Source organism: Acinetobacter sp. YH16042 (genome assembly GCF_013417245.1).
Classification (GTDB): domain Bacteria; phylum Pseudomonadota; class Gammaproteobacteria; order Pseudomonadales; family Moraxellaceae; genus Acinetobacter; species Acinetobacter amyesii.
Map to the genome: position 1 here is coordinate 35,609 of NZ_VPEJ01000007.1, position 23,951 is coordinate 59,559.

Consider the following 23,951-nt stretch of genomic DNA (forward strand, 5'->3'; position numbering starts at 1 on the left):
ACTCCAGTCCAAATGACTACATAATCTTGATATTTTGCTTGATCAATCAAGCTTTTCGCATGGACATTCTAGCAAATAAAAAACCATGCACAGGCATGGTTTTTTAGCATTTGTTCAAATATTTAGGTTTATGGTTTTACTGTCTGCTTGGTATGAATAATATCTGATAAGTCATAACCGACAGATTGAGCATAATTCAGATATTCCTGAATCACTTCCTGATCTGGATGAGCCGAACGAGAAAGAACCCACATATATTTACGACGTGGCTCACCCACCAAAACTGTTTGATAGTCTTCATCGGCTTTGAGTACCCAATAATCACCACGCCCCACAGGCAACCAACGAATGGCTTCTGGTAAGAAACTAACTTTTAATTTCGAGTTAAACGGTGCATTTTGTACAAATGCCTCGCCTATTGATTGCTTCTTGGTACCATCTTTAGATACACAGCGATTATTTACATTAATGTTGCCATTTTCATTTAGCGTGTAAACCGCAATCACATCACGGTCACAGCTTTTTTGAAAAACCATAGGCTTACGAGCTACTTCATACCACATACCTAAATAACGATCGAGCTCGACTTTTTCCACAGTCTGTAACGGTTTCGTCTGTGCATAGGCCATTGTGGCTGCACCCAAACCAATTAACACTGCTGCACCAAGTGCAATTTTTGCGAGTTTAAAACCAGCTTTCGGAAGATTCGTTGTTGTCATTTTTATGCCTCATTTCGCTGCAAAATTATCGATAAAATAAAGTAGATTCTTTTCTCGTGATTTTACTCTAGCGGAAAAAATTGCTCTAAAAATCATTTTCTTGTCTGAATTATGTATGTCATTCAAACAATATTCCGCATCTTGTCTAACAAAATTATGAAATCATCTGTGCTTTTAAACGCAAGATTTCATCGCGTAAACGAGCCGCTTGTTCAAACTGTAATTCCTTAGACGCTTTTAGCATTTCTTTTTCCAACTTATTCATATGTTTTGCCAGAAGTTTTGGATCCGACATCAAATGACGTTCATCTGCAGTTAATGCCTTGGCCTGATCTGAAATTTTTTCATCGATTTCATCATCTGTCAGCACTTCACCTGTATCAATATCATTGACGTTTTGACGCACTGCACTGCGTGGCGTAATGCCATGTTCAAGGTTAAATGCAATCTGTAAATTACGACGACGATCCGTTTCATCAATGGCTTTTTGCATGGAGTCAGTCATACGATCTGCATATAAAATCGCTTTACCGTTTAAGTTACGCGCTGCACGACCAATGGTTTGAATCAAAGAACGCTCAGAACGCAAGAAGCCTTCTTTGTCTGCATCTAAAATGGCGACTAGAGACACTTCTGGCATATCTAAGCCTTCGCGCAGTAAGTTAATCCCAACAATTGCATCGTATACACCCGAACGCAATTCATGGATAATTTTAGTGCGCTCAACAGTGTCAATATCAGAATGTAAATAAGCGACCTTAATACCATATTCTTTCAAATATGAAGTTAAATCTTCTGCCATACGTTTGGTTAATGTCGTAACCAATACACGCTCATTTAAGTTTTTACGATTATTAATTTCTGACAATACATCATCCACTTGCGTTAACACTGGACGAATTTCAATTTCAGGGTCGACCAAACCTGTGGGTCGAACCACTTGCTCAACGACTTGTTCAGACTTTTCCATTTCATAATGTGCAGGCGTTGCACTGACATAAATGGTCGAAGGAATAATCCGCTCCCATTCTTCAAATTTCATTGGCCGGTTATCAAGCGCACTTGGTAAACGAAAACCGTAATTGACCAAATTTTCTTTACGTGAACGGTCACCTTTATACATAGCCCCAATTTGCGGAACGGTAACGTGCGATTCATCAATGATTAATAAAGCATCATCAGGTACATAATCAAACAAAGTCGGAGGTGCTTCACCTGAGGGACGACCTGACAAATGCCGTGAGTAGTTTTCAATACCATTGGTATAGCCAAGCTGCTGCATCATCTCTAAGTCATAACGTGTTCGCTGTTCGATACGCTGTGCTTCGAGTAATTTATCATTGGCGCGGAAAAAGCCGAGTCGTTCAGTTAATTCTTCTCGAATAGTCCCAATTGCACGCTGCAAGTTATCTTTAGGCGTCACGTAATGGCTCTTTGGATAAATCGTAATACGTGGCACTTTACGGACTAGCTTGCCCGTCAATGGGTCAAACCATCGAACTGAATCAACTTCATCATCAAACAACTCAATTCGAATGGCATTTTGATCAGATTCAGCAGGAAAAATATCAATAATTTCACCACGAATACGGTATGTGCCCCGTAAAAATTCGAGTTCATTTCGGGTGTATTGCATTTCCACCAAACGACGAATGATATCATCACGGCTAATACGGTCTCCTTCCACGATATGCAGAAGCATACTCATATAAGCATTGGGATCACCCAGACCATAAATAGCTGAAACTGACGCTACGATAATTGCATCACGTCGCTCTAATAATGCCCGTGTTGCCGAAAGACGCATTTGGTCGATATGATCATTAATCGATGAATCTTTTTCAATAAAAGTATCTGAAGATGGAACATAGGCTTCGGGTTGATAATAGTCATAATAACTGACGAAGTATTCCACGGCATTATGCGGAAAGAAGGCTTTAAACTCGCCATAAAGCTGCGCAGCCAAAGTTTTATTATGCGCCATAATAATCGTTGGACGTTGCGTGCGTGCTATCACATTTGCCATGGTATAGGTTTTACCTGAACCTGTTACCCCTAAGAGCAACTGATCATGCATTCCTTTTTCAATCCCCTTCACCAATTTCTCAATCGCTTGAGGCTGATCACCTGCCGGCTGATATTGTGTTACCAGTTCAAAAGGCTGTTCCTGCATCACACTCTTCTTCAACAGTTTTATATGGCTTTATTATGAGGGCAAAGTTGCACAAAACAACGCTAAATTTATGTAAATACCAGAGGCGTGTACGGACTGTAAAATTATAATTCAACATAAACCCATAGATTTTTTTCATGTTTGAAAAATAATTCGCCTGATTTCGCATGTTTTTCTTGAGGAAACTCTTGGCTCTAAAAAAACTCAAGAATAAAGCGTTCATTTATCCCTTATTGATACTTGACCTATATAAATTTCACCTGCAACATGAACAAAAGGACGCCACAGATCAAACTTATGACTTACCAATATCATGACGAAAGTATTGTTAAAAACCTACCCGAAGATACTATTTTTGTTTTTGGCAGCAATATGGCAGGTCAACATACTGGCGGTGCAGCGCGTACTGCCCTAGAGCATTTTGGTGCAATGAATGGTATTGGTCGTGGATGGGCTGGTCAAAGTTTTGCTATTCCAACGATGAATGAGCATTTACAACAAATGCCATTGTCTCAGATTCAACATTATGTTGATGATTTTAAAATCTATACCAAGAATCATCCGAAGACCAAATATTTCATTACTTCGATTGGCTGTGGTGTCGCTGGCTATAAAGTTGAAGAAATTGCTCCCATGTTTAAGGGGATTTCTAGAAATGTTATTTTTCCAATTTCATTCCGTCCTTTCGTTGAAAAAGCTTTACCTAAACTTACTTCGAAACTTCTACATACAATTTTTCAAGACTCGGTAATTTTTGCACCTTCGGCAGATGAATTGGTTGATGTTCTGGCCTTAACAGATAATGAAAAAAGTCTTGCGAAAATTGTGCTGAATACCCAAATGTACCCGACAGATAGCAATGGTCGTGACCGTATTTTTGAAATTGAAGATATTTTGCATGCCCTGAATGGGAAAATATTTGAGTTTCAAAGTAATTCTGAAGGCCCGATGATGTTTGGCGGCGTCATTTTAGCCCTACTTGAACTGTACAATATCAATGAAAAAGATTTTATTGATGTTTGGAAAGCTGAACGTGAAATCGCTGCACCAAAGCCTGAAAATAAAGCCCGTAAAGCCAGCCGCTAAAGACTATTTTCACCTCATTTCCCCCCAAAAAAGCCAAAGTCTACATTGGCTTTTAATCTAATGTGGATTAATGACTTTTAGCGACTTAAGTCACATTAAAAATAAAACTTATTTTACATATCACATTATTTTAATATCATTTTTTTCGTCTTATACTACTTGCTGACATTATCATAAAGAATGACGAGCACATAAAATAGACATGCTAGATTCTCCTTTTTTTGAGCTATCCCCCATTGCCATGTGGCTTGAAGATTACAGTGAAGTCAAAAAACAATTTGATCTCTGGCGTCAGCAAGGTGTGCAGGATCTCTCCACTTTTCTTCAACAAGATGAATCACGTATTCTGCAATGTGCGAGAAAAATAAAACTCTTACAGGTCAACGCAAAAACGTTGGAACTTTATCAAGCACGTGACTTTGAACATTTATGTCAAAACCTTGATTTAGTTTTTCAGGCGGAGATGTGTCAAACACATATTAGAGAATTGGTTGCATTATGGAATGGTGAAACACATTTTTCCCATTCTGCCGTGAACTATACGCTCAGTGGGCACCGTTTAGACATTCAACTCAAAGGCATCGTGCTACCGAGTCATGAGCAGGATTTATCCGCCGTCTTAATTACGACTGAAGATATCACGTCTTATACTCAAGCTTGCCGTTTACAAGAACAAAGTCGTCATTTGGCAGAAGCACGTTTTCATTATTCACCGACTTCACTTTGGGTCGAAGATTTTAGCCGGATTAAAATAAAATTAGATCAGCTACGCGCTTTAGAAATCGAAGACTTTGTCACTTTTTTGGATGTTCATCCCGATTTTGTACAAGAGTGCATTAAAGAAATACTGATCGTTGACGTCAATCAAGCCACGCTTGATTTATTTGGCGCTCAGAACAAAGAAATATTGCTCAAAAATGTACATAAAGTGTTTGCCAAAGAAATGCTGTAAACCTTTAAAGAACAGTTGATTGAACTTTGGAATGGCAATCTACATCATCAACGTGAAGCCGTAAATTATGCACTTGATGGCAGTATCCGCCACGTCTTGCTGCAATTTACCGTATTTCCCGATTATCTCGATGACTGGAGCACCGTGCAGGTTGCGCTGACTGATATTACCGCACGTAAAAAGGCTGAAAATTATCTTGAATATTTAGGTAAGCATGACGTACTGACCAAACTCTATAACCGTTCATTTTATATCGCAGAACTCAAGCGTCTCGAACGCAATCAATTACGTCCTGTTTCTTGTATTTTTATTGATTTAAATGGACTAAAAGAACTCAATGACAGTATTGGGCACGATGCTGGTGACAGTATCCTCAGACGTCTGGGCAACATTTTAAACCAACTTATTCAGCATACGCCCTATTCTGCTTCGCGCATTGGCGGTGATGAATTTGTCATTCTATTACCGGGTGCAGATGATGCAGCGCTGCAAAACTGCTTACAAAGTTTGAATGAGTTGTTATTGGTCGATAACCAATTTTATTCTAATCAACCGATGAGTATCTCGATTGGCTTTGCCACCAATGAGCTGAATGAGCGGATGGAAGATATGCTCAAACGTGCCGATCTAGACATGTATCGTCAGAAGAAAAAGTATTATCTCAATAAAGACCGAAGAATTCAGTCTGAAATACGCAATTAACATCAATAATTTGCAATAAAAAAGCCATGGTTTGAACCATGGCTTTTTTATTTAAATCTTTTAACGCTTACCCATCGAACGACGTGTACCGCGTGGTGGCATCCAAGTACGGTCAGCATAACGCTGAGGTTTTGGACGCATATCTTCAAAGATTTCATCCGAAGCATTATCTTCAGCTTTTTTAATCGGAAAAGGCAAATTGACTAAAGCCTTTTTCTTGGGAGGGTTTTGCGTACTCATACGAATAACTCAATTGAATCTGGCGCTATTGTACAAAAAAAATGGTTTTGGTGTAAAAGGCTTTGAGAGATTAGCCTCGATTGGCATATAAAGACTCAATGATTAGCTATGAATTTTTATATCTATAGAGGACAACAGCACAAAAAAGTGCTTTGAATATGGTTGTTTTAAACTATTTTACTGACCCAAATCAACCAACACACTGTCAATTATGTCAATAAATATTGAATATTTACAAATAGATAGAACCATTTCTAAATTTCAAAAATGTTCGATTTTTTTACACAAATACCTAATTAAAGCCTTCAAATAATACAAATCATCAAGAATGTTACAGGATTATTACGTTTATTCTTGTTTTCTATAACATTTTTTACGCACTAATTTTGAATAATGGGCACTTAGAAAAATTATTATCAATTTACGGACATGGAGTCCTTTAAAATGAAAAAAAGTGTATTGTGCATTGCTGCTTCTATGGCTGCCCTACCTATGCTCAGTCATGCAGACTCACCATATTTTAGTTTAAAAGATGGCGATGGCTTCAAACGTTTTTCTGTCTCTGTTGGTGCTCTACATGTTATGCCACAAGGTAAAGCACAACCATTCCATGTTGATACATCAGTAAAAAATGGTGAAACAGCCAAAGTTGGTGATATTTCAATTGACGCAGTAAAAGCCAATATGGATCCTGCTATGGATCCAAACATTTCTACTTGGTTTGTCGGTTTGCTCGATAAATTAGGTACGAGTACCTTACCAGCAGGGCTAAGCGGTACTGCTGAAATTAATGGCCTACAAAGTTGGGATAACCAAGGTACTGGCCTTGAAGCCGATGATGTAACCACACTAGGCATCATGACCAACTATTTCTTTACTGATAACATTTCTTTAGAAATGAAAGCCGGTATCCCACCTGAGGTAGACCTAAACGGCAAAGGAAAAATTTATGCGCCATTTGCAGCTATTGCGACACCTGAGTTAGGTATTATCGACCTACCTGAAATCGCAATGAAGAATAGTTTGCTGATTACAGATTTAGAAGCCTACGGCCCAGCGGCATCTGCTCGTGCATGGACCCCCGCTGCAGAAATCCAATATCACTTCGGTAAAACTGGCGTCAATAAATTCCGTCCCTATGTGGGTCTAGGCGTAATGTATGCATACTTTAATGAACTAGAAATTAATCCACGTACAGAAAAAGACCTGATTGCTGCTGGACATATGATTGCCAATATTAAAGAAGGCAATGCTGGTGCCGCACTTGACGGTAAACCAAGTAAAGCTAAGCCAAAAGTTGATTTAGAGGCAACTGATGTATTTGCTCCGGTTGCAACGGTTGGCTTCACCTATGATTTCAATGACAAATGGTTTGCTGTAGGTTCTGTCAGCTATGCACACCTACAGAATGAAACCACCATTACCGTTACAGATGCGACACATGGTGAACTGATCAAATCTAAAGCCGATATTGAAGTAAATCCAATTCTTGCGTATGCAGGTATCGGTATGCGTTTCTAATTAATAACCTGAATATAAAAAAGACGGCTACAGCCGTCTTTTTTATTAGGCTATATATGGTCTTTTATTCTGAGATATCTTTTAAATCTCTTTTAAACACTTTTGAATTTATGCTGAGGCAATTTCCTTTATTCATCCATAGTTACCTATAAAAAAAATTTATTGTTTGGTGAATTAAATTTAATCGCAACTCTGCGTTTATTCGAATACCATTGAGTTAAATTTAAAGAATGTAGACTGCTGTATGTCTGATACTCGTTTCTCGAAACCCCTGATTTATATGCTCATTGGCAGTGCTATTATTTTGGCATTGTCATTAGGGGTGCGTCATGCATTTGGCCTCTATCTCGTGCCGATGAGTGATGAATTCGGTTGGGGACATAACGTTTTTAGCCTTGCCATTGCCATGCAAAACTTAATTTGGGGTGCTGTGCAGCCGATTACAGGGGCTTTTGCAGATAAATATGGCAGTAAGATCGTGGTCGCCGTCGGTGGTGCATTATATGCCCTCGGACTATTACTCATGGCCATCAGCTCTACCGGTTTACTGCTTAATTTAAGTGCAGGTTTAATCCTGGGTTTAGCCCTCTCAGCCACATCTTTTCCAGTATTACTTTCTGCCGTAGGTCGTGCAGCGCATCCAGAAAAACGTAGTTTAGCCATGGGTATTGCCAGTGCAGCAGGTTCTTTTGGTCAGTTCATTATGCTGCCCTCTACATTACTGCTATTGCAAAAATTGGGTTGGTCTTCGGCTTTGGTGGTCAGCGCCATTTTAATTGCGCTAATTATTCCTTTAGCATGGATGTTAAAAGCACCAATGTATGTTGCACCAAATGCAACCAATACGCATGAAGCCTCTCTGAATTTTAAACAAATCTTGAAATTGGCTTGGGAGCATAAACCCTTTTGGTTTCTAGCACTTGGTTTCTTTGTCTGTGGCTTCCAAGTGGTGTTTATTGGCATCCATCTGCCGGGTTATTTAATTGATCATGGCTTTAATGCCACTACGGGCACTATTTTCCTAGCGCTCGTTGGACTATTTAATATTGTCGGCACCTACACAGCTGGTTGGCTCGGTGGCAAATATTCCAAACCAAAGCTGTTAATGGGACTGTATGGTTTACGTGGCATTGCCATTATTGCCTTTCTTTTGCTGCCTTTAAGCACATGGACAATCTATGCATTTGGCGTCATTATGGGTCTACTATGGCTTTCTACCGTACCGCTCACCAACGGTATTGTAGCCAATATGTTTGGCGTTAAATATCTCAGTATGCTAAGTGGTATCGTATTCTTTACTCATCAAGTCGGTTCATTTTTTGGTGGTTGGTTGGGTGGTGTGAACCACGATATAACCGGTAACTATAATGCCATTTGGATTTTTTCGATTGTCCTGAGTATTTTTGGAGTATTGGTACATTTCATGGTTAATGAGGAAAGTGTCATTCATGACTAATTCAACACTGTGGTTCCGGCTCAGTATTGGCATCAGTATTCTAGCCTTGTTGGCATTGTCCATCGGCTTATGGAGCCAAACGCCTGAATTATTCGAATACTTTAACCAAGCGTTTTGTGCACATTAAAGACGTATTGAAGCAATAATTCCAATTCAAACTGCTGTTTTATCAACACTACAACAGCAGTTTTTTAGCTATTTTCTACACGATTCAATAAAAGCTGCATTTTCAGCATATTAGTATTAATCATACGTTTTTTCATAAACTTAGCTTATTTTTTAATTTTCCATCCTGCGCTTTCTTCCATAGATTAAGTCTCAATAAAGAACAATTTGAGAACTTATGAAATGACCGCATTAACTCAACTTTCACAAGCCATCCATGATGCTCCACGTTGGCATCAAGCAGAACAATTTCAAGATGGCAATGAAATTCGTATTGAAGCGCAACATGACCAAGCTTTGGGGGCTGTGGTTTATGGTTTAGATGCGCGTAAAGCACAGTCTGGGGAAACCATCTACCGTTTAAAACAAGCGTTGGCAGAACACTTGATTTTAATTTTCAAACATCAAAGTCTAGATGATTTACAGTATCTCGCGTTTGCAAGTTACTTCGGTTCAATCTTCCGTCCCGATGCAGATATTCCTGTGCTGGCGTCACAAGATGATACCGGTACACCACCAGACGTCGTACCTGTGTCAAATGCAGTCGGTAAAGGAGACTATACTGGACATGGTGAATTGGCTGCGCATGCAGACCATCAGTGGACTCCACTGCCATCATTTGGTTCATTACTCTATGCCATTGAACTGCCACAAGACGGTGGACAAACCTCATGGTATAACACTATTAAAGCCTATGAAGCTTTAGATGAAGCGACACAAAAACATTTAGACCAACTTCAACTCATTACCTATAACCCATTTGTCCGTGCCAAAAATAATAAAGGCACAACGGGATATGGCGCTACACCGCTATATCGTTTCAAAGACCAACCGATTGTTGGACATGCTTATCCACATCCGCTTGTACGTACCCATCCAGAAAGTGGCCGTAAAGGGCTGTGGTTAAATGAACGATCTGAAGTGGAATTGGTTCACTACGATGATCAGTCAGGCAGTGAATTGATTGCATCTTTACGTGAACATTTATTGAAACCTGAGTTTCGATATGAACATCAATGGGAAGAAGGTGACATTGTATTTTGGGATAACCAAGCGACATTACACTCACGCCGCCCTTTCCCTTCAGACCAACGCCGCTTATTAAAGCGAATTAGCTTAGCAGGAGGACGACCATACTAATGTTGAACTTCATGCCAACAATAAAAAATAAATAACCCTGTAAAATCCGTGTTTGAGCAATAACCCAAAATAATTAGAATATGAAAACAATAAGAACACTGCTCAAATTACGGATGATCTATATCTAAGGCCTTAAAACCTGAAATCAAATGATCTAACATCGCACGTACACCCGGCAGCATACCTTGTCGTGTCGCGTATGCAACATGGATGACCCCTTGCGGCAATTGCCATTCAGGAAATAGCTCAATTAACTCACCACTTTTTAAAGCATCACGTACAAACACTTTGGGCAAAGAAGTGATTCCCACGCCAGAAATAGCAGCAGAAATCATCGCACCAAAACTGTCAGTTCTTAAGCGTGGATGAAATTCAATTTGTTGGGTTTCACTTTTTTCACGATGTCGAAAATCCCAAAAATGTTTAGGCCGATCAAAACCAATACACGGAAAATTTTGAATCTCAGCCAATTGCTGTGGCATTTCACGCTCGAAGAAAAGTTGTGGCGATGCCACTAAAACATGATCACAAGCATCTAAATCTCGAACGATCAAATCACTATCCATTAAAGGCATATTGCGCACACGAATGGCTAAATCTACGCCTTCCTCAATGACATCAACCCGATGATTGGTCGCCATCAGATGCACACTGATGTCTGGATATTGCTGCATAAAATCGGTGACCATTTTTGCAACAGGCATTTCCACCAAAGCCACAGGACAAGAAATTTTAATCTGGCCACAGAGTTGATCGTTCAACGTACTGAGCACAAAATTTTCCGTTTCGCTGACTTCCTCTAAAATTTTTAAGCAATGTAAATAGAACTGTTGTCCTATTTCAGTCACAGTAAATTTTCGCGTATTCCGCTGAATCAGACGTACACCCAAACGGGTCTCTAATTCTGTAATACGGCGTGATAGTTTAGATTTTGTAATACCCAATGCTTCACTGGCTTTGGTATAACCTTGGTATTTCACCAATTGCACGAAGTAGTAATAGTCATTTAAATTTTGCATGATTGTTTCATTTTTAGAATAATCTGTTGAGTTTTTCGCCCTGTCATTCCCTCACTATACCTCAATAATAGATCTCAGAAGCAATATATTGAGGGCTGAATTATGAATTCAATCAAACGTGTTTATCATAGTGATCGTAGCACTTGGGTGGGCGATGGCTTCCCAACAAACTCTATGCTCCCTATGCAAGAAATGGGCAATCAAACCAGTCCATTCCTCGTTATGGGCTATACCGGCCAATATCATTTCTCTCCAAGTCATCATCAACGTGGTGTTGGGTCACATCCACACCGTGGCTTTGAAACAGTGACCATTGTTTATGAAGGTGAATTGGAGCATTTTGACTCTAAAGGAAATCACGGCAGTATTGCCAAAGACGAAGTGCAATGGATGACCGCGGGTCGAGGCATTATGCATGAAGAACACCATTCTAAAGATTTTGCAAAAACTGGCGGAAATTTAGACATGGTACAACTTTGGGTCAATTTACCTAGTCATGCCAAAATTACTGAACCTCGCTACCAAGAACTGACTACAGCCAATATTGCTGAAGTTAAACTTGCACAAAATGCAGGCGTGGTACGCGTCATTGCTGGCCAATTTGAAGACACAATGGGTACAGCTGAAACCTTTAGCCCAATGAATGTCTTGGATGTGCGCTTGAATGCAAATGTTGAACAGGAATTTTCATTCAACCCACAGTGGAATAACATGATTTTTGTATTAAGTGGCGCGATCGAAATCGAAGGTCAACGCTTTGATGCGAAACAGACTTTATATGTCAGTGACCAAGTATCGTCCTTGAAACTTAAATCTTTTGAAGCAACCAAACTGCTTATTTTAAGTGGCGAAGCTTTAAATGAACCTATTGCGGCACATGGACCATTCGTCATGAATACTGAAGATGAAATACGTCAGGCATTTTATGATTTTCAACATGGTCATTTTGCTTAAATATTTCCACGATAAAGTCCCAATAAAAAAACCGCCTTCTGGCGGTTTTTTTATATCTATTTTGGTATGAATTACGCATCACGCTTTCAACAGATTATTGCGTGACTTTTTGATAAAACTCATCGATTGTATTGACCATTTGCTTAAGTCCCGGCTGTTCCAAAGGATAATATCCTGCATTTTTCAACAGCACGACATCGACTGGAACTTGGTGAATCCGTGCTAAAAATGGCTGACTTAAAGCCAAAGGCGTCCAGCGGTCTTGTTCAGGCTGCGTTAGTAAAATTGGGCAGACATCAAACTGCTCCGGTGGCGTGTCATTTTTATAATATAAATACGAATCTAGAAATTTAACCGATACACTATTCCCAGCTGACGTTTTATCTTTTAAAAAGACCTGCAATGCTGCGTCATTATTCACCAAGCGATGCATTTTACTTACCCACCGCATCGGCATTGGCAATGCTGAAAATGGTGTATGTGCTGTCACATGAGCCAGTGGGCTGCCCACGCGGCTCATAAATTTATTCAAAGAGACTTGATCACGCACAGTTTTATTTGAAGTGTCTAGAAAGGTCATACCGACGATACCTTTCACCTTTTTATTTTTTGCCGCCACGTGATAGGTCAACATACCACCTGCACTAAGCCCATACAAAACGATAGGACGATGATCTTTTTGTAGCTCGGCTTCAATGAGGTCATTACCTGCTTGAACCCAATCATCATAACGAATTTTTGAGCCCTTTTTGACTTGGGTGAGGCCATAACCGGGCATATCAATAGCGATAGTTTCATAGCCACGTTGTGCCAAAGGATGACCCAAAATCATCGACATTTGTCGACCATTTGTTCCCACACCATGAAACAGAATCACCTTCACTTTTGCCTGTGGATTCCGATAAGTATCTAAGTGAACAGTATGACCCTGCCAACTCCACCACTCTTCTTTGGGTCGCTGCGTTTCTGTTAAATGGTATTCTTTGGGTAGATAGTGCTGAATGCCCTGCCAACTGTTTTGATCTGTATAACTTGCTAATGCTTGTGAAGCAGGTAGCTGATCATCTGCAAATGCCATGATTGAAAGTAACGATGCAATGCCACTCATCAACCACTTCAATAAAGCGCTCAAAATTTCTGATAAGGTGTCTGATTTTGGAGAAGTCATTTTTAGACAAAATATTTTATGTGTAAATGCTGATGCTAATCAGCGGCAGAAACCGATGCCATGTGTATGTGGGACAGTACTATGTCACTTTATCCAATTATCGTTTTCTCTGCAAAGTGCTTCAGAATATATTTGAAGCAGGATTTACATACTCCTGCAATAATCAGCCTTTAAGATCTTTTAACTTTAATAATTTTATCCTTTAGAAATTCATAACCTTACTTTTGATTTTAAATATTGGTAACGCATGAGCCAGTCCATACCACAACGAAACCTTGTCATCTTTCTCACCTTTTTAAGATTAGGGTGTATTGCATTTGGTGGACCTGCTGCGCATTTAGTGTTGTTTTTTCAATATTTTGTGAAACAAGAAAAATGGATAACGGAGCATGAATATGCGCATTTGCTTGCCTTGACTCAAGTCCTTCCAGGCCCAACCAGTAGCCAGCTCGGCATGGCGATTGGATTTCAACTCAACCGCTATCAAGGTGCTTGTTTGGCGTGGTTAGGCTTTACTTTACCATCCGCCCTGCTGATGTGTGCCGCGGCGATTTTAAGCTTAAAACTTAGCGATCAACTCTCAACACAGTTCTTTCATGTTATTCAGTTGATTGTCCTTGCTGTGGTTACATGGGCATTTTGGCAAATGATGCGAAGCTTCTGTAAAACAAAATTTCAGTATCTAGTCATGCTTTTAGCTGCATTTTTTATTTATTTCTTTCAATTTTCTCTAAATCAAGTTTTGGTGATTTTATGCGCTGCAATTATCGGTTTAGTTTTATCGTCAAATCAATTACGCAGCCAAAAGCCAAATATCACCGAAACAGTTCCACCCAAACATGACAATTTTAGCCAGAATGCATATGAAAATACTCGCACCTCTTGGCTATGGCTTCTCGCCTTTATCAGCCCTTTTTTCGTTCTGCCATTCTTCGATATACAACATAGCAATATATTGTCTTTCAGCTTAGAAAGCTTCTACCGCACAGCATCCCTCGTCTTTGGTGGTGGACATATTATTTTGCCATTTTTACATCAGGACTTTGTCTCTACAGGACTGATCAGTAATGAAAATTTTGACTTAGGCTATGCCCTTGCACAACTCATGCCGGGGCCCTTGTTTAGTTTCGCCACCTATCTCGGCACACTTTTACCCATGACCGATGTGCCAATATTGAATGCCTCACTCGCGACATTGGCGATTTACTTCCCATCGTTTTTATTATTGTGTGGCTTATTACCGTTTTGGAATAAGTTGATGAAATGCCCGATGCTTTTTGGCACCTTAAAAATGATCAATGCGGCTGTCGTCGGTCTATTACTGTGTCTACTATTTCAAATGAGCCAGAAATACATCATTCAATGGACAGACTGTATATTTGTTGCCGTCATTATTGCTTTACTTCGCAGCAAACTGCCAGTTTGGTTCAGCTTAATAAGTAGTTTTATCGGCTATTATGCTTTTTTATCTTTTCTGCCTTTTTAAGCTAAAACAAAAAACTAGAGCTAAATGAATAATCTAATCCTCATCGATTAAGCTTGCGCCCTTGACCACGGTCTTCCCCTCGACCTGATCTAGTTGATAATGCTGCACATCACTATACTGTTTGATCATTTCAACCAGCTCATTGGAATGTGTGGTCAACCAAAGCTGTGTATAGCGACTTGCTTCAGCAATCAGCAGCGCCAAGGCAGGTAATAAATCGGGATGTAAGCTATTTTCTGGCTCATTCAGTGCCATAAAATTTGGGGGTCTTGGACTCAATAAAGCCACAGCTAAACACAAAAACCGTAAAGTCCCATCTGAAAATTCGGCACTTTCCAAAGGTCTTAAGATCCCTTGCTTTTGCATCATCATTTGAAAGCGCCCACCCATTTCCTGCACATAAAATTGGGTCTGCGGAAAGGCTTTTTCTAGTACTTCAAACAAGGTTTCACTGTTGCCACGCTCACGTAAAGTTTCAAAAGCCGCAGCTAAATTTGTACCATCATGCGCTAAAACTGGCGAACGAATGCCCACCTGTGGGACACGGATCGGTGAATTTCCACTGACAGAAAACTCATGATAAAAGCGCCAGTTTTTCATGGTCTCACGCACTTGTGAAACTTCGGGGTATAAATGTGGATCGGACAATTGTCCAAACACCGACTCTTCAGGTGTTAAAGACATCGGATAAGCAATCCGTTCTTCATCAACATTTTTAAGAAATGCCGCTTGGTTGGTTCTCTCTAACAACTCGCTCATTTTTCGACGTTGATAACCGCTTAACCAAATTCCTTCTACTTTGACCAAAGGATCGAGTGCAAACAAGGTGATGAGCGGTTCAGGAAAACCTATTTCAAGTTGATATTCATAATGCTCCATCTCCACTGCAAGCTTCATGCGCTTAGGGTCTTTCGATCGATCACCCGCACGGTGACCACCTGCCCACATGATTTTTTGAATCCCGCCCTCATTTGCAATAGCTTGGGATAATTGGCCATTTGCAGCTTCATGCAGGAGACGTACAGCTTTATATAGATTGGATTTACCACAACCATTCGGACCACTGACGATATTCAGACGCGATAAGGTCAGATTCATATGATGAATAGATCGAAAACCTTGAATGGTCACTGAACGGATCGTCATAAGCTACCTAAAATGAGTTGGAAATGCTGATGATTATAAGTGGATTGAATGTATATTTTGCATACACTTTATTCTTACCATAAAAAACCCGCAAGCCGAAACTTACGGGTCTTTCATTGTACATTCTAAGTTCAATTTAGCCTTAGAATAAACGGTTCATACCATTCAATGTTGCCACACGGTACGCTTCCGCCATAGTCGGATAGTTAAATGTGGTTTCTACGAAATATTTAATCGTATTGTTCGGGCTGTTCATCACGGCCTGACCAATGTGAATAATTTCCGCAGCATTATTACCGAAGCAATGAACGCCTAAAATTTCTAAAGTATCACGATGGAACAAGATTTTAAGCTCGCCCACGGTATCACCGGTAATTTGTGCACGTGCCAAATGACGGAAAGATGCCTGACCCACTTCATACGGAATTTTTTCTTCAGTTAACTGTTGTTCAGTTTTACCAATCGAAGAAATTTCAGGAATTGTATAAATACCTGTAGGAATATCCGTTACAGGTGCAATTCCTTCTTCACCGCTCATGTTAGAACCGGCACAGCGACCTTGGTCATATGCAGCAGATGCAAGTGAAGGCCAACCGATTACATCACCCGCAGCAAAGATATTCTCTACTTCAGTTTGATATTGATCATTCACGGTTAATTGACCACGGCTGTTTGGTTTGATGCCTACATTTTCTAGGCCTAAACCATCTGTATTACCAGAACGGCCGTTACACCACAAAATCGCGTCGGCTTTAATTTTCTTACCACTTTGCAAGTGCAGAACCACATGATCATCATGTGTTTCAAGATGATCAATCTGTTCGTTGTGGCGAATCAATACACCCTGCTCACGTAAACGATATGACAATGCATCTGAAATTTCATCGTCTAAGTAGCTGAGTAATTTGTGTTGTGTATTGATCAAGTCAACTTTGTGGTCTAGACCAATAAAGATAGACGCATATTCACAACCAATCACACCTGCACCATAAATGATGATTTTTTGGATTGAATAATCCAGATCCAAAATTTTGTCTGAATCAAATACGCGAGGATGATTAAAGTCTAAAGCAGCTGGACGGTAAGGACGTGAACCTGTAGCAATCACTAATTGCTGGAATACTAAAGTTTCCGTCATACCTTCATTGCTAAAAATCAAAACAGTGTTTTGATCTTGGATATACGCACGGCCGTGGAAAATATCAATTTTATTACGGTCATAAAAACGTGAATGAGTTTCAACTTGTTGTTGAATCACTTTATGCGCATTACGTAACACCTGTTTCATCGTGAACTGTTTCCATTCACCGACTTTTTGGAACATAGGGTCACGTTGGTAACGTAAAATGCTTGAAACGGTCTGACGCAATGCTTTACTTGGAATTGTTCCTACATGGGTACAGTTACCACCAAGCTGTTCACGCATATCTACAATTGCAACTCGCTTACCTGATTTAGCAAGTTTCATTGCAGCGCCTTCACCCGCAGGGCCAGAACCCAGAACTACCGCATCGTATTTCACGAAAGTTCCACTAACGACCTCTTTCTTACGTGGCATTCAACGCTCCTTTACAAATATTCTTTAATCTAGGCTGTATTATGACGTATATCCTAACTTTTTTGGATATTTAGCTCACATATATTATGTGATAACCACATTTATTATATGAATATCGTTTTCCCCCTATTTAAGCTCAAGTCCGCTATAATGATTGAGCTAATTTTTTGAATATCTCCTCGTCAAAAACAGTGGAAAAGTTGAATATGTCTGAGAACCGTAAACCTGTACAGGGTGTAAAACTTCGTGGCGCAGAAAAAGTCGCTCGCATACCTGTGAAGGTCGTGCCAACGGTTGAAACGCCTCGTAAGCCTGACTGGATTCGGGTCAAAATGGCTGCCCCTGATGAAGTTCAACGTATTAAAACAACTTTGCGCGCACAAAAATTACATACCGTGTGTGAAGAAGCGGCTTGCCCGAACTTACCTGAATGTTTCGGTGGCGGTACTGCAACCTTTATGATTATGGGCGATATCTGTACTCGTCGTTGCCCATTCTGCGACGTTGCGCATGGTCGTCCCAATGCTCTTGACCCAGATGAACCACGTCACATGGCAGAAACCATTGCCAATCTTGGTTTGAAATATGCCGTAATTACGTCGGTCGACCGTGATGACCTAGTTGATGGCGGCGCACAGCACTTTGTTGACTGTATTAAAGAAGCTCGTGACTTGAGTCCAAAAACACTTTTGGAAATTCTAGTTCCTGACTTCCGTGGTCGTATGGATGTTGCCCTTCGTATTATGACGGAGTGTCCACCTGATGTGTTTAACCACAACATTGAAACCGTGCCACGTTTGTATAAAGCAATGCGTCCGGGCTCTGACTACCAACACTCTCTAAACTTATTAAAAATGTTTAAAGAATACTGCCCAGATGTTCCAACCAAATGTGGTTTGATGGTCGGTATTGGTGAAACTGAAGAAGAAGTGATCGCGTTATTAGACGACTTAAAAGCACACGATGTTGACTATGTCACCATTGGTCAGTACTTACAGCCCTCTAAAGAACATGCACCGATCGATCGTTTCGTTACACCTGAAGAGTTTGATCGTTACACAGCACATGGTCAAAAGCTTGGTTTCAAAAACATTTGGGCTGCACCAATGGTCCGTTCTAGCTACTTTGCTGACCGTCAATACTATGGTGAGCCAGTACCTGCGGTACGTCGTAAAACTGATCCTGCAAAGAAAATTGCAGTGCAAACGATTGAAGCCTAATCACGCAAAGATTTAAAACATCGCAAATTAAAGCCCTCATTGATTGAGGGCTTTTTTTGTGGCTTTCACACACTCAGCCGAATTCGTTTCCCAATATAAGATCTTTCGAAAATAGTGCGTTCCTTAAACGTTATCCAATATATCGAATCATCCAAGTTTACGTAATGTGACATTTCTTTGCCCGATAGGGATTGTGTTGTGATTATTTATTAATCAATCTATTGATAACACTTTATTTGCGCTTTCATTATATTCGCGCAATTGTCCAATCATACTCACCAGCCGAGTGATGCCATTTTGACAGTCTCATGCACTTTAAAATCAGAAAGACAAAAGATGAGATCATTTTTAAACGCATGTAGGCTGTTTTAAACGCATAACGCTCTGGCCCTTGTCACTGGAGCCATAACAAATGCTATTTATACTCAGTGCAGTACTCTTTATTTTTGCTCTTTGGGCCGTTTTTTTCTTTGAACTTTCACGAGCTGTAGGCGCAATAACACTGATATTTGTTTCAATTGCACTCGCCTTTTTAAGCCCATGGTCATTAATACTTGGCATCCCGCTTATTGCTTTAAGTTTAGTTATGTTGATTGACCCACTGCGGCTCAATCTGCTCACCAAACCTGCCTATAAAACCTTAGCAAATGCAATGCCGAGTATGAGTATTACGGAACGTGAAGCATTAGATGCAGGAACAAGTTGGTGGGAAAAAGAGCTATTTATGGGCGCGCCTGATTGGAAAAAATTTGAGGCTTATCCCTACCCTCAGCTCAGTGCTGAAGAACAATCCTTCATTGATAATGAAGTCGAACAACTTTGTGCCATGCTCAACGAGTGGGATATTCACCATAAACATAAAGACCTCCCACCAGAGGCTTGGCAATTTATTAAAGATAATGGTTTCTTAGGACTGGTGATTCCAAAATCTTACGGGGGCCGTGAATTTAGCTCATTTGCACAAAGCCGTGTCATGAGCAAGATTGCATCTCGCTCACTGACTGCCGCAGTCAGTTGTATGGTGCCCAACTCTCTTGGACCTGGGGAATTGCTTCTACACTATGGTACCGAAGCACAAAAAGACCGATACCTCCCTGGCCTTGCCAAAGGTGAAGAAATTCCATGTTTTGGACTCACCAGCCCTGAAGCAGGCTCAGATGCAGGCGCTATTCCAGATACAGGTGTCGTCTGTTATGGCACTTTTGAGGGACAACAGGTGCTCGGCTTAAACATGAACTTCTCCAAACGCTGGATTACTCTTGCACCAATTGCCACCGTCATTGGTCTTGCATTTAAGTTATACGATCCAGATGGCTTATTGGGAGATAAAAATAAAACGGAATATGGTATCACCTGCGCGCTGCTACCGGCGAGTCATGACGGTGTCATTACAGGTCCACGTCATAATCCAGGCTCTCCGTTTATGAATGGTACAGTTGAAGGCAAAGATGTCTTTATTCCCTTAGACTGGATCATTGGAGGGATTGAAAATGCCGGCAAAGGCTGGCGTATGCTGATGGAATGTTTAGCGGTTGGTCGTGGCATTTCACTCCCAGCTTTGTCAACGGCAGCCGGAGAAATGGCATATTTAAATGTTGGTGCATTTGCCAAAGTTCGTCAGCAGTTTAAAATTTCTGTGGGTAATTTTGAAGGTGTACAAGAAGCTTCGAGTGATATCGCATCAGACGCATATATGCTTGAAGCATTTCGCTATTTGGTGACTTGTGGTTTAAACCAAGGCGGCAAACCTGCTGTAATGACTGCAATGGCCAAATACTATGCCACTGAAACCATGCGGAAAGTGGTGAATCATGGCATGGACATCGTCGGTGGACGTGCCGTGCAAATGGGACCTCGTAATTTTTTAGCTTTGAATTATCAGGCCATTCCTGTGTCAATTACTGTCGAAGGTGCCAATATTCTAAGTCGCTCTCTGATGATTTTTGGACAAGGCTCAATGCGGTGCCATCCATATTTATTTGAAGAGCTACAATTACTTCAAGCCGAAGATAAAAACACTGCACTCAATACATTCAACGAAATGCTCTTTAAGCACTTGGGCTATACTTTTAACCGAACTGCACGTGCCTTTGCTTATGCGTTCACAGGTGGCCCATCCGACTCACCTGCTTCAGCAGATGAATTTAGCAGTCCCTACTATAAAAAAATTAATCGATTCAGTGCCGATTTCGCGCTGACTGCAGATATGTGTCTTGGCCTTTTAGCCGGCGATATTAAACGTAAAGAAATGCTCTCTGGCCGACTTGCAGACATTCACTCTTATTTATTTATAGCAACGGCTATTCTTAAATTTTATGAACAAGGTCAAAGAAGCGAAGCTGAACAATTACATGCACAACTTGCCTTAGATAAAGCTTTGTACAATGTTGAAGAAGCATTCCATGGCTTATTTGATAACTTCCCAATGCGACTAGCAGCAAGCGTAGTAAAAATCATCTGCTTTCCGTTTGGACGAGTTGTTGCTAAACCGACAGACCGTTTAAAACGTGAAGTTGCCACTCAAATGATGCTAGACAATACTTTCCGCCAAGAACTGAAAAAGCACGTGTATTACAGCACTGCAGCAGATGAAGTTTCTGGTCGTATGGAAAATGCCTTTTTACAATTGTTGAAAATTGAACCGCTGTGGAACCAATTTAAAAAAGCTGAATCTAAAGGCCAATTCAAAGGTTTAACTTTTGAAGCACATATAGAAGATGCGATTGCACAAAAAGTCATTACAGCCTCTGAAGCTGAACAGCTCAGCACTTACAACATTCAACGCTATGACAGCATGCTCACAGATGTATTTGACATGCAGCTCATCCACGAACTTGAGTTATCCAATCCACATTTAACCGTTACACCAGGAGTGAAAAAGCAACAACACACCGATGATGAACCAGAAGCATTTCTGCGTTATTAATCAGCTTCTGCATCGCTTTTAAACTTAATTTTACTCAAAATAAAAGCCATTCCACTGTTAAACAATAGGATGGCTTTTTTATACGACCATCAGCCAATGGTATAGCAGAGTCAAAGGTATAGGCTGTACTGCAAAATTACATCACAGAGGGTTTGCTGCATGTCAAAACAAGATTATGAAAATGGCTTAAAAGTTCGTACTGAAGTTATGGGTGAGAGTTTCGTCAAACGTGCGCAAGACAATACCGTGCCATTTACTCAACCTTTGCAAGATTGGATTAATGAGCATGCATGGGGTTCAACTTGGCAGCGTGAAGGCGTTTTACCCCGTAAATATCGCTCACTGATTACCATTGCATTTTTAACTGCACAAAAAAGTCCAACAGAACTCAAGGGTCATGTCCGAGGTGCTTTAAATAATGGGGCGACTGTAGAAGAAATTCAGGAAGTGTTACTTCATAGTTTGCCATATTGTGGCGCACCGGCGACTCAAGAAGCCTTTCGTGCGGCACTTGAAGTCATTAATGACTATCAAAAATCTGAATAAGTTACTGCGTTATAAAACGGCTTTAGAAAACTACGCTTATCGTGGTTTTCTAAAGGTTTTCATCTTGTTTTTTAACTTAGGACCTTAAATGTCGTGAATCCCGAATCAAATCCAGTAGACATTAAAATTATAAAAAAATTCATTCACTTCAAATCGAACTTGATATCCCAATTCTGTAAGCTCAGCAGATAGACTTCGAATCTCTTCTAAAGCTAAGTGCTTGGGTAAAACCGTAAATACGGCGGTATTCCCCTGTTTGGCATTTTCTTCAATCAGCAAAGCCAAACGTGCCTTATATAAGGCGATATCTAAATTGGCTTGACTGGATAAAACTTTGGCATGTTCTGCGGGTAAAAAGCTCATATTCTTATACGCTTATCTGATTATTATTGCTTATAAATTAAGCCAAATTCAGCAAAGCGTGCAATGCATTTTTGTAATTGATATTTCAATTACAAAGCACATTGTTTGGCCCAAACGATGCACGTCAAAGCGTTGTGCAAAAAAGAATTCAAAAAAAATCCCTCATGAAGAGGGATTTTCTATACTAACGTGGTAATGGAATATATTGCGAGTCACTGTTTTGAGTTTGCGGTTTACGCTCTCCTACTTGTACCGGCAATGTCATCGCCTTACCATCTCGCTCAATCTCAATTTGCATAGTGCTCAATGGCGCTTGCTGTGCAACGTAGTTGATTAAATGCGAAGTCGAGGTAATTAGCTCATTATTCACTTTCATGATTTTATCACCACGTTTTAAACCTGCTTGTGCTGCAGGTCCATTGCGAATGACATCTGCGACAATCACGCCATTCACCCGTGGATCTAAAATATTTTCTTGTTTAATTGGAAGTAAACTAATACCTAACCAACCACGTACCACTCGCCCATCTTTTAAAATAGCGTTCAGCACTTGTTGGCACACTTTTGCAGGAATGGCAAAACCAATCCCCAAAGAGCCACCTGACTGCGAGAAGATCGCGGTATTTACACCAATTAAGTTCCCTGCAACATCAATTAAAGCACCACCAGAGTTGCCGGGGTTGATCGCCGCATCTGTTTGAATAAAGTCTTCGTAAGTGTTGATTCCCAAATCTGAACGACCTGTAGCTGAGATAATCCCTTGCGTAACCGTCTGACCCACGCCAAAAGGGTTACCAATCGCTAGGACGACATCACCGACTTCATTGCCACTTAGCTTAAATGGCAAAACCGGTAATTGACTCATTTCAATCTTAATCACAGCTAGGTCTGTATCTGGGTCTGTACCCACAACTTTCGCTTCAGCACGACGACCATCATGTAAAGCCACAACGATCTGATCGGCCTGTGCGATCACGTGGTTATTCGTCAAAATATAGCCATCTGGACGAACAATCACACCTGAACCTAAACTATTTTCGTTTTGATTGGTTTGATCTGGAAGTTGATTACCAAAAAACTCACGGTAAACAGGATCATTTAATAAAGGATGATCCAATTGTTTCACTTTTTGCGTAGTGAAAATATTGACAACCGCTGGAGCAGCAACTTTTACCGCAGCACTATACGAAACTACACCGCCTGTACGCGACGTATCAATGAGGGGCTCAACCTTTTCTGCAGGCATTTTAACCCCATCTGGGGCAATGGGTGCTTTAGGTTTTTGAACCTGTTGCCATGTAAAGAAACCGATGATCACAAGTATTAATAATACCCAAGGTAACCATGTAAAGGTCCGACGCACGTCTATATCCTCTAAATTTTATAATTCATTGATGGCTAAATAATTTAT

Annotated in this window: 19 protein-coding genes and 1 pseudogene; 11 read left to right on the forward strand and 9 right to left on the reverse strand. The window is 40.4% G+C overall.

Going from position 1 to position 23,951, the window contains the following annotated elements:
* Positions 1–128 precede the first annotated feature (128 nt).
* Positions 129–719 carry a lipocalin family protein gene (locus FTV37_RS07025; RefSeq protein WP_180063384.1) on the reverse strand — a complete coding sequence of 197 codons (591 nt, stop codon included), beginning with the start codon at positions 717–719 and terminating at the stop codon, positions 129–131.
* Between the two features lie 154 nt (positions 720–873).
* Positions 874–2,895: an excinuclease ABC subunit UvrB gene (gene uvrB, locus FTV37_RS07030; protein ID WP_180063385.1), complete on the reverse strand. Its 2,022-nt coding sequence runs from the start codon at positions 2,893–2,895 to the stop codon at positions 874–876.
* Positions 2,896–3,189: 294 nt separating this feature from the next.
* On the opposite strand from uvrB, the gene FTV37_RS07035 reads away from it, so the two are divergent.
* Positions 3,190–3,978 carry a hypothetical protein gene (locus FTV37_RS07035; RefSeq protein WP_180023438.1) on the forward strand — a complete coding sequence of 263 codons (789 nt, stop codon included), beginning with the start codon at positions 3,190–3,192 and terminating at the stop codon, positions 3,976–3,978.
* 196 nt (positions 3,979–4,174) lie between these two features.
* Positions 4,175–5,632 (forward strand): annotated as a pseudogene (locus FTV37_RS07040) (diguanylate cyclase domain-containing protein).
* 60 nt (positions 5,633–5,692) lie between these two features.
* Here FTV37_RS07040 and FTV37_RS07045 read toward each other — a convergent pair.
* Positions 5,693–5,872 (reverse strand): hypothetical protein, encoded by a 180-nt coding sequence (locus tag FTV37_RS07045; protein ID WP_078190224.1) that lies wholly within the window; start codon positions 5,870–5,872, stop codon positions 5,693–5,695.
* Between the two features lie 444 nt (positions 5,873–6,316).
* Between FTV37_RS07045 and FTV37_RS07050 the strand changes: the two genes are divergently transcribed.
* The 4 genes from FTV37_RS07050 (at position 6,317) to FTV37_RS07060 (ending at position 10,154) form a co-directional block, all read left to right on the forward strand.
* The gene (locus FTV37_RS07050; protein WP_180063386.1) at positions 6,317–7,393 is read left to right on the forward strand and encodes an OmpW family protein; all 1,077 of its coding nucleotides are present in this window, start codon (positions 6,317–6,319) and stop codon (positions 7,391–7,393) included.
* 244 nt (positions 7,394–7,637) lie between these two features.
* Entirely contained in the window at positions 7,638–8,849 is a 1,212-nt protein-coding gene (locus FTV37_RS07055) for an MFS transporter (RefSeq protein WP_180063387.1), read from the forward strand.
* The gene (locus FTV37_RS17855; protein ID WP_257220694.1) at positions 8,842–8,976 is read left to right on the forward strand and encodes a hypothetical protein; all 135 of its coding nucleotides are present in this window, start codon (positions 8,842–8,844) and stop codon (positions 8,974–8,976) included. The genes FTV37_RS07055 and FTV37_RS17855 overlap by 8 nt, the downstream gene beginning before the upstream one ends.
* A 221-nt stretch (positions 8,977–9,197) precedes the next feature.
* Positions 9,198–10,154: a TauD/TfdA family dioxygenase gene (locus FTV37_RS07060; protein WP_180063388.1), complete on the forward strand. Its 957-nt coding sequence runs from the start codon at positions 9,198–9,200 to the stop codon at positions 10,152–10,154.
* 107 nt (positions 10,155–10,261) lie between these two features.
* Here the strand turns inward: FTV37_RS07060 and FTV37_RS07065 are convergent, their stop codons facing one another.
* Positions 10,262–11,173: a LysR substrate-binding domain-containing protein gene (locus FTV37_RS07065; protein WP_180063389.1), complete on the reverse strand. Its 912-nt coding sequence runs from the start codon at positions 11,171–11,173 to the stop codon at positions 10,262–10,264.
* Positions 11,174–11,275: 102 nt separating this feature from the next.
* Here FTV37_RS07065 and FTV37_RS07070 point away from each other — a divergent pair, with 102 nt between their 5' ends.
* Positions 11,276–12,127 (forward strand): pirin family protein, encoded by an 852-nt coding sequence (locus tag FTV37_RS07070; RefSeq protein ID WP_180063390.1) that lies wholly within the window; start codon positions 11,276–11,278, stop codon positions 12,125–12,127.
* A gap of 94 nt (positions 12,128–12,221) precedes the next feature.
* Here the strand turns inward: FTV37_RS07070 and FTV37_RS07075 are convergent, their stop codons facing one another.
* A complete protein-coding gene (locus FTV37_RS07075; protein ID WP_257224248.1) occupies positions 12,222–13,205 on the reverse strand; it encodes an alpha/beta hydrolase in 984 nt (327 codons plus the stop codon).
* Positions 13,206–13,542: 337 nt separating this feature from the next.
* On the opposite strand from FTV37_RS07075, the gene chrA reads away from it, so the two are divergent.
* Positions 13,543–14,781, forward strand: a complete 1,239-nt coding sequence (gene chrA, locus FTV37_RS07080; protein ID WP_180007674.1) for a chromate efflux transporter — start codon at positions 13,543–13,545, stop codon at positions 14,779–14,781.
* A 33-nt stretch (positions 14,782–14,814) separates the two neighbouring features.
* Here the strand turns inward: chrA and FTV37_RS07085 are convergent, their stop codons facing one another.
* A complete protein-coding gene (locus FTV37_RS07085) occupies positions 14,815–15,927 on the reverse strand; it encodes an AAA family ATPase (RefSeq protein WP_180007673.1) in 1,113 nt (370 codons plus the stop codon).
* A 142-nt stretch (positions 15,928–16,069) separates the two neighbouring features.
* Positions 16,070–17,485 carry a Si-specific NAD(P)(+) transhydrogenase gene (sthA, locus tag FTV37_RS07090; protein ID WP_078190237.1) on the reverse strand — a complete coding sequence of 472 codons (1,416 nt, stop codon included), beginning with the start codon at positions 17,483–17,485 and terminating at the stop codon, positions 16,070–16,072.
* Between the two features lie 206 nt (positions 17,486–17,691).
* Between sthA and lipA the strand changes: the two genes are divergently transcribed.
* The 3 genes from lipA (at position 17,692) to FTV37_RS07105 (ending at position 22,177) form a co-directional block, all read left to right on the forward strand.
* The gene (gene lipA / locus FTV37_RS07095) at positions 17,692–18,705 is read left to right on the forward strand and encodes a lipoyl synthase (protein ID WP_180004941.1); all 1,014 of its coding nucleotides are present in this window, start codon (positions 17,692–17,694) and stop codon (positions 18,703–18,705) included.
* Between the two features lie 412 nt (positions 18,706–19,117).
* Complete coding sequence (locus FTV37_RS07100) at positions 19,118–21,631, forward strand: acyl-CoA dehydrogenase (protein ID WP_180063392.1); 2,514 nt, start codon at positions 19,118–19,120, stop codon at positions 21,629–21,631.
* A gap of 159 nt (positions 21,632–21,790) precedes the next feature.
* A complete protein-coding gene (locus FTV37_RS07105; RefSeq protein ID WP_180010435.1) occupies positions 21,791–22,177 on the forward strand; it encodes a carboxymuconolactone decarboxylase family protein in 387 nt (128 codons plus the stop codon).
* Positions 22,178–22,282: 105 nt separating this feature from the next.
* Here the strand turns inward: FTV37_RS07105 and FTV37_RS07110 are convergent, their stop codons facing one another.
* Positions 22,283–22,540: a hypothetical protein gene (locus FTV37_RS07110; RefSeq protein ID WP_078190243.1), complete on the reverse strand. Its 258-nt coding sequence runs from the start codon at positions 22,538–22,540 to the stop codon at positions 22,283–22,285.
* A gap of 184 nt (positions 22,541–22,724) precedes the next feature.
* Positions 22,725–23,903 carry a S1C family serine protease gene (locus FTV37_RS07115; protein ID WP_180010436.1) on the reverse strand — a complete coding sequence of 393 codons (1,179 nt, stop codon included), beginning with the start codon at positions 23,901–23,903 and terminating at the stop codon, positions 22,725–22,727.
* Positions 23,904–23,951 lie beyond the last annotated feature (48 nt).